Raw genomic sequence first — 14,428 nt, 5'->3', positions numbered from 1 at the left:
ACGATTGATTAGTGAGTTAATTTTTTTATTGTATTTAAAAGTGTTTTTATAAGGTTTTATCGAAAAAAACAAACATTCATTTAAAAAGAAAAAATATAGTTTAATTTTGCATTGTATTTGATTACAAGTATTTATGTAATTGACAATCTTCCCTCAAAGATTTTTAAAAATCCATTTTACTAAAATTTAAGTTGTTATCATTAAAAATTAAATAGCCTCAAACTATTAAATGATACATAACCTATGAAAAAAAATTACGTTAGACCACGTTATGCAATAGTATTATTGCTTTTTTTTGGATCCTTTTTTTCGAGTAATTTATTTGCTCAATATTGTACTCCAGCTAATATTAATAATTATAATACATATTATATTTCTAATGTTGAACTTGGAAGTATTAATATGGCTAGTTCTGGGTCTACTGGAGGCTATACTTATTATTCTTCGGTGCCAGCAACAGATGTAACTGTAGGAGAAACCATTAATGGAACAGTAAGCATCGTCCTTAATGGTTGGAATACAAGTTCAAACACGATTGCAGTTTGGATGAACTTTAATGAGAATTCCGATGATGATTTTGAGGATAGTGGTGAACGTTTTTTGTTTACCGTTACTAATGCAACCAATATGTGGTGGTTTAATAAGATTATAAATGTTCCTATTAACATTCCAGTGCCTGCAACGGCGCAAACAGGGCTTTCAAGAATAAGAGTGGGTCTTAGAAATGGCACAAGTAATAATTTCACATCATGCGATTACGATTGGGGAGTAGGAGAAGTTGAGGATTATAAAATAAATTTAGTGTCAAATATTGACACAGATGGTGATGGCATATTCGATTCAGTAGACTTGGATAATGATAATGATGGAATTTTAGATAAGCAAGAAAATAATATCCTAAGTTACGGTGGTTTTGAAAACGTATCTGTTACCAGTAATGGAAATAATCTAACAGCACAGGGGATAAATGCCACAACTATTTTGCCTTGGGTTCTTATTCCGGGAGGTTTAGGGTCTGGAGGCTCACCAAATATAGTTCAAGTTGATGGTGGTGTATATAATTATGGAAATGGAGGGCCACCATTTGATGCAGACTCTAATACAAATACAGTTGGGCAAAAGCAACATTATTTTGATATCAATGGAGAAGCAGACATATACCAGTCTTTCTCTATAAATTCAACAACCAATGTTACATATTCAGGGTATTTTTCTCCAAGAGATAATAACAGCACAGCTACAGCTAAAATAGCTATTTATTCTGGTGTAGGTAACAATATTATGGGAGCTACTTTAGTGGCAAATACTGGAACAATTTCACTTCCAATTCAAAATGGATCTTCGGCCGCAACACCTTGGACGTTGGTTCAGGGTACGGTTACCCTTAGTCCTGGAACTTACTCTTATGTAGTTACCATGTCAAATTATGGTAATTTCGATGAAGGTTCAGTAAAGGTTACTAATTCAAATCTTGATAGTGATGGTGATGGTATAGCTAATATCTTTGATTTAGATAGTGATAATGATGGTATCCTTGATGCTGAAGAAGCAGGACACGGTAAATCTCATACAAATGGTGTGGTAAATGGAAGTGTTGGTACAGATGGAATTCCAGATGCTGTTCAGGATTCTGCAAATAATAGTGTTACCAATTATGTTGTTAAAGAAAGTAAAGACGATGCCGACTACATATTAAATTATTTAGATTTAGATAGTGATGGTGATGGCATTCCAGATAATGTTGAGGCTCAAACAACCCTTGGGTATGTGGCACCTTCTGGTTCTATAAATGCTGGTGGTGTTGATAATAATTATACTGCGGGATTAAACCCAATAAATACCGATGCAGAAGATAATGAAGATTATTTAGATTTAGATTCAGACAACGAAGGTGATAATGATACCAGTGAGGCAGGTTTAACGCTTTCAGGTAATGATGCTGATTTTGATGGACTTGATAATAGTGTCGACACCACTGCAGATTATACTGATGTTAATGGGAATATAAATAATCCAGTGTCATTACCCGATACAGATGGCGACGTTAACTCGGGTGGTGATGTAGATTTTAGAGATACTGTTTATACAATTGCTAATGTTCCATCTGAAGCTATGCTATATTTTGATGGGGTTAATGATTATCTAGATACCAGTTCATTAATTACAAACTGGACTGAATCTACCATTATGGGTTGGGTAAAAATAGAAAGTGATGATGCTGGAAATCTACCAACTAATTACAGCCTTTTTGGGCAAGAAAATGTGAGGTTGTATATTACAAAAGCTAGAACACCTGCGTTTCTGGTTTACACTCAAAAGCAAATAACTTCTGGAAGTAATAACCCAAGTAATATTCAGGTACAGCCTGCGTCTAGTAAAAATATTAAAATGGTAAATGATCGTTGGTATCACGTTGCTGGTGTTTTTAATTCTTCTACAAAAACTTTAAAACTTTATCTTAATGGAGAATTAGTAAATACTACAACAAATTCAAAACTAAATTCTGAATTATTAACAAAAAATTTCAACGGCAGTACACATATTTATTCTACAAGAGGGTTTGTGGTTGGCAGATATCCTACCAATACAAGCACAACAGGAGCAGATTATTTTCGTGGAAACATGGATGAGGTAAGAGTGTTCAACAAAGCATTAACAGATGACCAATTACAGCAAATGGTGTATCAGGAAATTGAGAATAATGAAGGGAACGTGAAAGGGAAAATTTTGCCAAAAGAAATTCAAGATTTTGGTTCACTTGAAAAAGTATCATGGAGTAATTTGCAAGCTTATTATACAATGAATGATATTGCTAATAATACTGTTGCAGATTATTCAAGTAATAATCATGAACTTCAAATGCATAATATCACAAACTTAAATGAACAAACGGCACCAATACCTTATGTTTCACAAGCCTCTGGAGATTGGTCTAGTAACGATATTTGGTTATATGGTAATGTTTGGGATGTTAGTGAAATTCAAAATAAAGATTGGGCAATTGTTCATATAAAAAATGATGTTACAACATCCATTTCACATACTAATCTAGGGTTGATAGTAGATGCTGATAAAACTTTAACAGTAGAAGGAGATAACTTTATTAAAAACACTTGGTATTTAGAGTTAAATGGTACAATAGATTTAATGAATGATTCTCAATTAATACAAACTGTTAATAGTGATTTGGTAACTTCTGAGAATGGAAAACTCTTGAGACGACAAGAAGGAACATCAAATGCTTTTAGATATAATTATTGGTCATCACCAGTAGGGGCCAAAGCAGCTACAAGTTTAATAGATAATAATGCTTCAACAGGTAACACTAACAATTCAGCTTTTAAATTAAATATGTTAAAAGATGAATCTAAATTCAATATGTCTTTTACTACTGCTTATAACCAAATTGGTAAAATAAGTAAAACCTGGTTGTACACCTATAAAAATGGTGTGACTTATTGGGATTGGGTATCAATAAACCCAGAAACAACATCATTGTCGCCTGGAACAGGTTATTCACAAAAAGGTACTGGGAATGCCGGATTGCAGCAACAATATATTTTTGAAGGCAAGCCAAATAACGGTACTATTTTAGTAAATGTAACCGATAAAGGAGGTGAAGGATCTGTTAGTTCTGTTTCTAAAACAGAGTATTTATTAGGGAATCCTTATCCATCTGCTTTAGATATAGAAAAATTTATCAATGATAATGCAGGGGTAATAGACGGTACGTTACAATTATGGCAACAATGGGCTGGCGATTCTCATTATTTAGACCAATACCAAGGAGGCTATGCCCAAGTTAATAATTTAGATGCGGTAAGAGCTTCTCAGTTTGTTGGAATATATGGAGCAACAACTGGTGCATTGGAAGGCACATTGCCTCCAACAAAATACTTGCCTATAGGACAAGGCTTTGTTGTTGAAATTGTAGGAAATGGCACTGTTGAATTTAATAATAGTCAGCGAGTATTTATAAAAGAAGCTGATGCAGACGGAACTTATAACAATGGTTCGACATTTTTTAAGTCATCAAATTCAAAATCGAAAGAAACAAGTACATATAGTGAAGAACAAACAAGTTCAATGCAGAAAATACGCTTAGAGTTTAACTCGGTTGTTGGGCCAAAAATGAAAAGAGAATTGGTTTTAGGGTTTAGTGACTATACTACCGATAGTTACGATTATGGTTATGATGCTGAATGTGGCGATTTAAATAACAACGATTTTAATTTGAATTTAGAAGGAAAAAATATGAATATGCAGGCATATGGTTCCATTACTAGCGATAAAATTATTCCGTTAAATTTTAAATCATCGGGCAATAACAGCTTTGAAATTAAAGCAACAGAGTTTGTGGGTATTGGAGACGACCAAGAAGTTTATTTAAGAGATAATGATACAGATACTTATTATGATCTAAAACAAAGCTCAGCATACAGTTTTACTTCACCTGTAGGAAAGTTTGATAAAAGGTTTGAGATTGTTTTTCAATCGAAACAACAAAGTTTAGGTACAGAGGAAGCAGCAATTAGCGAAAATTTTATTTATTTTCAAAATACAACAAATACATTATATGGTAAAAAATTAAATACTTCAATTGATAAGTTGGCCATAGTAAACATGCGTGGACAAACAGTATTGGAGTTTAACAATGTATCACCAGAAGTATTAAATAATGGTATAAAAATAAACAATGTTTCAATTGGTACTTATGTAGCTTGGTTTAGAACCAAATCTGGGCAAGTAATCACTAAAAAAATAATAGTAAATTAGTTTTATAATAAGTTAGAGTTATTATAAAAAAAGGCCAAAACAATTGTTTTGGCTTTTTTTATGATTAAAAATTAATCATTTAAGGATAAATCCTTAATTTCGCACCTCGAAATGAAATTTGAAATAAAACGCATGAAATTCCCTGAATATAAAGGTCTTGACTTGCCAAACGTCGCAGAAGAAATTCTTAACTATTGGCAAGAAAACAACATATTTGAAAAAAGTGTTTCTACTAGAGAAAACAACCAATCGTTTGTTTTTTTTGAAGGACCACCTTCTGCAAACGGATTGCCAGGTGTGCACCACGTTTTAGCACGTGCCATTAAAGATATTTTTCCGCGTTACAAAACCATGAAAGGTTTTCAAGTAAAGCGTAAAGCAGGTTGGGACACACATGGTTTGCCTATTGAATTGGGTGTTGAAAAAGAATTAGGTATCACTAAAGAAGATATTGGAAAAACCATTTCTGTTGAAGATTATAATGCTGCTTGTAGAAAAGCCGTAATGCGCTATACCGATGTTTGGAACGACCTAACCCAAAAAATGGGCTATTGGGTAGATATGGAAGATCCATACATTACCTACGAACCAAAATACATGGAATCGGTTTGGTGGTTGCTAAAAGAAATTTACAATAAAAATTTATTATATAAAGGCTATACCATTCAGCCATATTCACCAAAAGCAGGAACAGGTTTAAGCTCGCACGAGTTAAACCAACCAGGAACCTATCAAGATGTTACAGATACCACGATTGTAGCACAGTTTAAAGCAAAACAAGAATCGTTACCAAACTTTTTAAAAAACGAAGGCGACATTCATTTTTTAGCTTGGACAACTACGCCTTGGACATTGCCAAGTAACACAGCGTTGACGGTGGGCCCTAAAATTGAATACGTTTTAGTTGAAACATATAATCAATACACGTTTCGGCCAATTAAAGTAGTTTTAGCTAAAAAATTAGTCAATTATCAATTTGCGGGGAAGTTTGTTCAAGTGGATAATAAAGCTGAATTGTATGCATACAAATCGGACGATAAAAAAATTCCATTTTTCATAATTAAAGAATTTATAGGTAAAGATTTAGTAGGCATCACCTACGAACAATTATTACCATATGCACTTCCAAACGACAAACCAGAAAATGCGTTTAGAGTGATTTCTGGAGATTTTGTAACCACTGAAGATGGTACAGGAATCGTTCATACCGCACCAACTTTTGGAGCCGATGATGCTTTGGTAGCAAAACAAGCTACCCCAGAAGTGCCTCCTATGTTGGTAAAAGATGAAAATGGAAATTTGGTGCCATTAGTCGATTTACAAGGTAAATTTCGTCCAGAAGTAGGAGAATATGCTGGTAAATATGTGAAGAACGAATATTACAACGATGGTGAAGCTCCAGAACGTTCTGTAGATGTGGAGATTGCCATTAAATTAAAAGAAGAAAATAAAGCCTTTAAGGTTGAAAAATATAAACACAGTTACCCAAATTGTTGGAGAACTGATAAACCGATTCTTTACTATCCATTAGATTCTTGGTTTATTAAAGTAACCGATGTGAAGGAACGCATGTTCGAATTGAACGAAACCATCAACTGGAAGCCAAAAGCAACAGGTACGGGTCGTTTTGGAAATTGGTTAGCAAATGCCAACGATTGGAATTTATCACGCTCCCGTTATTGGGGAATTCCGTTACCTATTTGGAGAACTGAAGATGGTAAAGAGGAAATTTGTATTGGTTCTGTTGAGGAATTAAAAGCTGAAATGCAAAAAGCAGTTTCAGCAGGTGTGCTTTCAAAAGATATTTTTGCAGATTTTGAAGTGGGGAACAATTCCGAAGAAAACTACGCTAAAATAGACTTACATAAAAATATTGTTGATGAGGTAATTTTAGTATCTCCAACAGGGCAGAAAATGTTCCGCGAAAGCGATTTAATTGATGTTTGGTTCGATTCTGGTTCAATGCCCTATGCACAATGGCATTATCCATTTGAAAACAAAGATTTAATTGATAATGGAACGTCGTATCCAGCCGATTTTATTGCAGAAGGTGTCGATCAAACACGTGGTTGGTTTTATACGCTTCATGCTATTGGAACTATGGTTTTCGATTCGGTAGCCTATAAAAACGTGGTGTCTAACGGATTGGTGTTGGATAAAAACGGACAAAAAATGTCCAAACGCTTAGGAAATGCGGTCGATCCTTTTGAAACGTTGTCAACCTATGGTGCTGATGCGACGCGTTGGTACATGATTTCAAATGCTAACCCATGGGATAACTTAAAGTTTGATTTGGAAGGTGTTGAAGAGGTGAAACGTAAATTCTTTGGAACACTTTATAATACCTATTCGTTCTTTCAACTATATGCTAATTTAGATAATTTCACTTATTCTGAGGCCGATATTCCTTTAAATGAAAGACCAGAAATTGATAGATGGATTCTTTCAGAATTAAACACGTTAATACAAAAAGTGGATGCGTTTTATGCAGAGTACGAACCTACAAAAGCAGCAAGAGCGATTTCAGATTTTACCCAAGATTACGTAAGTAACTGGTATGTGCGTTTGTGCAGAAGACGTTTTTGGAAAGGTGATTATGAGCAGGATAAAATTTCGGCATACCAAACACTTTATACGTGTATGTTAACCATTGCCAAATTAGGTGCGCCTATTGCACCGTTTTTTATGGATCGTTTGTATTTAGATTTAAATGCAGCAACGCAAAAAGAAACCTTTGAAAGTGTACATTTAGCAGAATTTCCTAAATACGATGTATCTGTAGTTGATAAGAGTTTAGAACGTAAAATGGAGGCGGCACAAATCATTTCATCATTGGTGTTGTCATTACGTGCCAAGGAAAAGATAAAAGTGCGTCAACCACTTCAAAAAATAATGATTCCGGTTACTAGCCAGCAACAAAAAGAAGAGATTTTAGCGGTTTCAGATTTAATAAAACACGAAGTAAACGTTAAGGAAATTGAACTTCTAGAAGAGGCTTCAGAAATATTGGTGAAACAGATAAAACCTAACTTTAAAACCTTAGGGCCTCGTTTTGGGAAAGATATGAAAGCTATTGCGGGAGCAGTTACTAACTTTTCAGCAGAAGATATTAACAAAATAGAACAAAATGGTGTTTTGGATATTGAAGTTAATGGAAAAAATATAACTTTAGCCCTAGATGATGTAGAAATTACATCGCAAGATATTGAGGGTTGGTTGGTTGCAAATGAAGGGAATTTAACAGTGGCTTTAGATGTTACCATTTCTGAGGAATTACGAATGGAAGGTGTTGCTAGAGAACTTGTTAACCGTATTCAGAATTTAAGAAAAGATTCAGGGTTTGAAGTAACCGATAGAATAGATGTTAAATTGCAAAAGGATATACAAATAGTTACAGCTATTAACACAAATTTGTCGTATATTAAAGCAGAAACATTAACTGAAGACCTAAAAATTATTGATAAACTAGATAGTGGTATAGAAATTGCCTTTGATGATGTAAATACCAAATTGTACATACAAAAACATTAAAAACATGGATGAACTAAATGTAAGATACTCTGACGCTGATTTGGCCGAATTTAAAGAGTTAATAAAGGATAAAATAGTAAAAGCACAGCACGACTTAGAGCTTATAAAAAGTGCGTATATGAATAATCTTAGCAACGGAACCGAAGACACATCACCAACGTTTAAAGCGTTTGATGAAGGTAGCGAAGTGATGAGCAAAGAATCTAATTCTGCTTTAGCTATTAGACAAGAAAAGTTTATTCGCGATTTAAAAAATGCGCTTATTAGAATAGAAAACAAAACATACGGTGTGTGTAGAGTTACTGGTAAGTTAATTGCAAAAGAGCGTTTAAAATTAGTGCCTCATGCTACGTTAAGTATTGAAGCAAAAAACATGCAATAATTTTATTTTAAATGATATATTTGATACGTCTCATTTTTGAGGCGTTTTTTATTTTTAAAATCACGTATTCAACCGTAATTCAAAAATCGTAATTCGTAATTCACTTCATGTCATTAAAAAAAGCCACAGTCCTAATCGTCATCATTTTGCTTATAGATCAAATAAGTAAAATATACATCAAAACACATTTCAAGCTTCAGGACAGCGTTGAGGTGTTTAGTTGGTTTCAAATCTATTTTATTGAAAACGATGGTATGGCTTGGGGAACAAAAATTAGTGATTTTGTGTCTTTTATTTCCGAGCGTTCAGCTAAAATATTCTTAACCGTTTTTAGAATTGTTGCCATTTTTGGTATAGGTTATTGGTTGTTTGATGCCACTAAAAAGAAAGCGTCCAAAATATTAATACTGGCTGTTGCACTCATTTTCGCAGGTGCTTTGGGAAATATTATAGATTCTGTTTTTTATGGCGTTCTATTTGAAGATAGTTTTAACCAAGTAGCCACATTTTTACCTGAAGCAGGGGGTTACGATTCGTTGTTGCATGGAAAAGTAGTAGATATGCTTTATTTTCCGTTATTTGAAGTGGATTTGCCCGAGTGGTTCCCAATAGGAGGAGGTAAACGTTTTAACTTTTTTGAACCCGTTTTTAACATTGCCGATATGGCAATAAGTACGGGATTTATTATGCTTATTATCTTCAATAGGAAAGCATTTCCAAAGAAATAAGGGGTAAAAAAATTATTAATTAATAATTTATTATATAAAAGAAATTATTATATTTAATTTTGGCAAAAAAATTCTCTCAATTACTTATCAAATGAAAAATAGATATTTAGTTTTTATAGCATGTTTGTTGTTGGGATTAAACATGTCCTGGTCTCAAAACACTTACGATATAATATTTAATGCTGGAGATAGAGATGAAAAATGTAAAGAATGCGTTCAAGCATTTCGCCAAAAGCCAAAAGAAGTAAGGTATTCTATAATTCGAGAAAACGACAATCTTTATTTTGAAGTAAACGATAAAAATTGGTTTTATTTGGTTTTTAAAAATCCAGACGATGGCATTGCGATAGATGTTGTGATGGAAGATAGGTATAAATGTGATACTGAAACACTCAGTAAGAACCAAATAAAAGGGGTTTTACTTAAACCTGTCTATTCAAATGAATTAAAAAGTGGTCTTGCACCAACTGTGCAAAATAAATTTAGGGTAAAAGTTGGTAAAATACCCAACGGACTCCTAAAAGAAGAATTAGAATATAACATTCTATTTTTAGGCAAAAAAAATCTTTGCCAATATTACGTAACTTATGATTTGGAATACTATTCTTGGGATTTATTAGATATGGGAATGTATTTAGATTATTTAACTTATGAAACCAAACAAATACGATCATCTAACGAAAAGTCTTCTATTCAAAATAAAAAATTAAAGTTTGTTGTTCCTTTTGAGAAGAATAAATCAAGCTTCTCTCAATCTGATATAAAACCAATTTATGATACGTTAAGATTAACAGATTTTGATATAAAGACTTTAAATATTAAGGCATATTCCTCCATTGAAGGCACATCCAATAGAAACGCCGAATTGCAACAACAACGTGCCAATAGTATGGTTGCTGCATTACAAAAATTTCAACAACCCACTATTAAAACAACCGTTACTTCATTAGAAAACTGGGTAGAATTTTTTAATGACATAGAAGGTAACAAATATGAATACTTAAGATCGCTTAATAAAAATGAAATTAGAGAAAAAGTGGTTGGAGCAATTGCGAATGACTTAGAGCCTATTTTAAAAAACCATAGAAAAGCAGTTGTAGAGTTAGAATTAGAAAAAAAAGTTATACGTAAAGGTGAATCTATTCAAAGTTTAATATCGGAATTTAACAAGGCTATCGCCGATGAAAAACTTGATATCGCTAAAGAACTTCAAAATTCAATTTTTGAAAAAATGAGAACCAAAGAGGCTTCCATCACTAACATTCAGGATATGGTAATTCCTAAGCAAAAAAAATACGCAAAATTTCTTAATAAAAATGCGGCTTATAAATGTCTGTTGGACGAAAGATTAACTTTAATCGCTTACAATGAAATGTTGGAGCTTGAGAAACTGCTACCTAAAGATGCTTACGTAAGGTACAACTTAGTCGCCATGGAAATAAAACTATGGAAAAATAATGGTATTAATGTTGATGAATCGCAAATAGTAAAGGATATAAACGACCTTAAAAACTATGGTATCGATAAATCTCTTATTTCAAGAATGATGGTGAATTTCTATATAGTTATCGCCGATAAATATATGAAAAACCGAGATTTTGATAATAAAGATAAAGCTATCGATTATGTAAATGAAAATTATAAAAAGTTTTCATTATCTAATTATGATTATTTGAGTTTAGCCCAGTTTTTTAGTCTTTATGGTAATTCAAATTTAGCTGCAAAATTATTAGAAAGAAAATCTAGAAGTATTGATATAGATGAAGATTTATTATTTTATTACCTAAACCTTACATTAATAGATAAAGAGCTAACCAAAGAAACCAATTACCGAACCATTTTGTTGAATGCTTACAATATGAATAAGGAGCGTTTTTGTAAGCTGTTTAATTCTGTAGATGATGGAGGCGTAACATTCCAGTTGTTAGAAAACGAATACTTGCGTAAAACGTATTGCGATAATTGCGGAAATTAAAACTTATTAGCACAAATATTTTAACTTATTTTAATATTGCCGAAAATGCCGATAAGTTTGGCTTTTATAGAGCGTAATAAGAAAAGTGTATTCAAAGAAATAATTTTTATTTAAAAGAATTATTTTGTAAGTAATTTTTTCATAAATTGAGGCCTAATTTATATTTTCATTTTTTTATGAAAATGTAAAAAAAAGCAATCAATGAAATATTGTTTCTTAGTAATAGCATCTTTTCTAATTTTCAGCTTTAATAAACTTGCCAGTCAAAACAATCATAATATTGTTTTTCCAAAAAATGATAGAGATATTGTTTGTCAACCATGTACCAACACGTTCAACCAAAAGCCAAAAGAGGTTCGGTTTTCGGTTGATAGAGAACAAGATAACCTGTATTTTCAAATAAATGACAAAGCTTGGTTTAACCAGCTTTTTAAAAATCCAACCGATGGAATAGCTATTGACATTGTTTCAAAAGATATTTATGGTTGCGATGAAATCATTATTGGCAACCCACAAATTAAAGGAGATTTACTTAAACCTGTTTTTACATCCAATTTAAAAAGCGGACTAAAACCAGCTGGAGAAAATCTGTTTCGGGTTTACCTTGGTAAAATACCTAATACATTAATAAATAAAGAATTAGAATTCAATATTCTGTTTTTATCGAACAATAATTTGTGCAGGTATAGTACAATATATCATTTAGAATCGTACCCTTGGGATTTGTTGGATATGGGTATGTATCTAGATTCTTTAACCTATAATCCAAAAAAAATTAAACCCATTACCGATGAAGGATTTATTGTTAAGTACAAAACTTTAAAGTTTAAAATTCCTTTTGAAAAGAACAAATCTGAATATTCACAACAAGATATTAAGCCTATTTATGATTCTTTAAGATTAACAGATTTTAATATAAAAACAATAAAAATAAAAGCATATTCTTCTATTGAAGGAAGTGCCGAAAGAAATTTGGAACTTCAAGAATTACGGGCAAAAAGTATCGTTGCAGCATTGCAAAGTTTTCAAAAACCAACTATAATAACCGAAGTTTCAACATCTGAAAATTGGGTTGAATTTTTAAATGATATAAAAGGAACAACTCACGAAAATTTAAAAAGCTTAACAAAAAAAGAAATTAAAGCTAAGTTAGATGCTAATCTTTCTAATGAATTAGAGCCTATTTTAAAAAATCACAGAAAAGCGCTTATAGAATTGGAGTTAGAAAAGAAGGATAATTATGCAACTATGGCGCCCGATGAATTATTAAGTAATTTCAATGCAGCGATACATAATCAAAATGAAAAAAAAGCTTTAGAAATTCAAAATTCTATTTTCGAGAAAATAAAAGGTAAGGAAATAGATCCTGAGTTTTTAAGAAAAATGGAAATTCCTAAACAGTCAAAATTTGTGAAAATTTTTAATAAAAACTCTGCTTTTAGGTACATGCAAGATGTTAGGCAATCTTTAATAGTATACAATGAGTTGCTGGAATTAGAAAAATTAGCACCTAATAATGGCGAAATAAAATATAATATAGCAGCTGTTAAAATAAAACTTTGGAAGCATAAAGCAATTGAAGCAGATGAAACAAAGCTTAAAAACCAGATTAATGGGTTGAAAAATTATAAAATTGATGGATCTTTAATTGATAGAATGCTGGTGAATTTACAAATAATAAAAGCAGAGGATTTGATGCGGGCAAGAGATTATGTAAACAAAGATAAATCGGTAGATTTTATTAACAGCAAGTTTAAAAATTTTCCACTTTCAGATTATGATTATTTAAGTTTAGCACAATTTTTTAGTTATTATGCTAATACAGATTTCTCGGTAAAATTGCTTGAAAACAAAGCTAAAAGTATTGATATAGATGAAGATTTGTTATTCTATTATTTAAACTTAACATTAATTGACAAAGATTTGACAGAAGATGAAAATTATAGAACTATAATGTTAAATGCCATTAATATTAATAAAGAACGCTTCTGTAAATTGTTTAACTCTATTGAAAAAGGAGGCGTAACATTTCAATTACTAGAAGATGATTATTTGAGTGATACGTATTGTGAGAATTGTGAGAATTAGGAATAAAATTTGAATTGTTTCAAGGAAAAAGAGTTAATTTTAATATTTATAGTTACTCAATTTTAGTATAAATTAATGTTTTATTGTGTTTAACAATAAGACGTTTTATGAGAAATTGATTTAAGTAATTCCTAAATGTAAACGTTATTTCTTATTTTTGTGTTTAAATTACGCATATGAATAAGCAATCCATTAAATTATCTGTTGATGCCGTTGTATTTGGGTATGAAGAAGGCATTATTTCCGTGTTGTTAATAAAGCGCAAGTATGAACCTTTTAAGGGGAAATGGGCAATTCCAGGCGGTTTTGTTTTAAATGATGAAACTTTAGAATGTGCAGTTGAAAGAGAGTTACAGGAAGAAACGGGTATTAAAATTAATTATTTAGAGCAATTATATTCCTTTGGCGATCCAGAAAGAGACCCTAGAGGTCGAATAGTATCAATTGCTTATTTTGGGTTGGTGCGACCAAATGCCTTTAAAATATTTGCTTCAACTGATGCCTCAGAGGTAGAGTGGTTTAATATTAAAGAGCTGCCAGAGCTATCGTTCGATCATGAAAATATCCTCGATTTGGCCATTAAGCGATTGCAGGGTAAAATTACTTATGAACCAATTGGTTTTGAATTACTTGATAAAAAATTTCCTTTTTCCGATTTAGAAAAACTCTACGTGACACTTCTTGGTAGAGATATAGATAGACGTAATTTTAGAAAGAAAATAATAAGTTTTAATGTGCTTGATGAACTTAATGAAAAAGTATCGAAAGGTTCAGGAAGACCTGCTAATTTATTTCAGTTTAATAAAAAACGTTATTTTCAACTTAAAAAAGAAGGTATTATATTTGAAATTTAACACATATTTTTGTTAATTATCTTATTTGCGTAAAAAAAACACAAATATATTTTGAAATTAAAATATTCCATTTTATATTTGTGTAATAATTACG

The 14,428-nt window shown here is 31.8% G+C and carries 7 protein-coding genes; all 7 read left to right on the top strand.

Annotation, left to right across the window (positions count from 1 at the left end):
- Positions 1–243 precede the first annotated feature (243 nt).
- The 7 genes from EV196_RS01690 (at position 244) to EV196_RS01660 (ending at position 14,334) form a co-directional block, all read left to right on the top strand.
- Entirely contained in the window at positions 244–4,776 is a 4,533-nt protein-coding gene (locus tag EV196_RS01690; protein WP_132214243.1) for a LamG-like jellyroll fold domain-containing protein, read from the top strand.
- A 132-nt stretch (positions 4,777–4,908) separates the two neighbouring features.
- On the top strand, positions 4,909–8,307 hold the full coding sequence (gene ileS, locus EV196_RS01685) for an isoleucine--tRNA ligase (protein ID WP_132214241.1): 3,399 nt from the start codon (positions 4,909–4,911) through the stop codon (positions 8,305–8,307).
- Positions 8,308–8,311: 4 nt separating this feature from the next.
- The gene (locus tag EV196_RS01680) at positions 8,312–8,689 is read left to right on the top strand and encodes a TraR/DksA family transcriptional regulator (protein ID WP_207902799.1); all 378 of its coding nucleotides are present in this window, start codon (positions 8,312–8,314) and stop codon (positions 8,687–8,689) included.
- 107 nt (positions 8,690–8,796) lie between these two features.
- Positions 8,797–9,417: a lipoprotein signal peptidase gene (locus tag EV196_RS01675; RefSeq protein WP_132214237.1), complete on the top strand. Its 621-nt coding sequence runs from the start codon at positions 8,797–8,799 to the stop codon at positions 9,415–9,417.
- Between the two features lie 91 nt (positions 9,418–9,508).
- The gene (locus EV196_RS01670; protein ID WP_132214235.1) at positions 9,509–11,392 is read left to right on the top strand and encodes a hypothetical protein; all 1,884 of its coding nucleotides are present in this window, start codon (positions 9,509–9,511) and stop codon (positions 11,390–11,392) included.
- Between the two features lie 201 nt (positions 11,393–11,593).
- The gene (locus EV196_RS01665) at positions 11,594–13,480 is read left to right on the top strand and encodes an OmpA family protein (RefSeq protein ID WP_132214233.1); all 1,887 of its coding nucleotides are present in this window, start codon (positions 11,594–11,596) and stop codon (positions 13,478–13,480) included.
- 176 nt (positions 13,481–13,656) lie between these two features.
- Complete coding sequence (locus tag EV196_RS01660) at positions 13,657–14,334, top strand: NUDIX hydrolase (protein WP_132214231.1); 678 nt, start codon at positions 13,657–13,659, stop codon at positions 14,332–14,334.
- Positions 14,335–14,428 lie beyond the last annotated feature (94 nt).

This window comes from Mariniflexile fucanivorans (assembly GCF_004341235.1).
GTDB classification, from domain to species: Bacteria; Bacteroidota; Bacteroidia; order Flavobacteriales; family Flavobacteriaceae; genus Mariniflexile; species Mariniflexile fucanivorans.
Note: the sequence above shows the minus strand (reverse complement) of the source record. Positions and strands in the feature narration are given on the sequence as shown.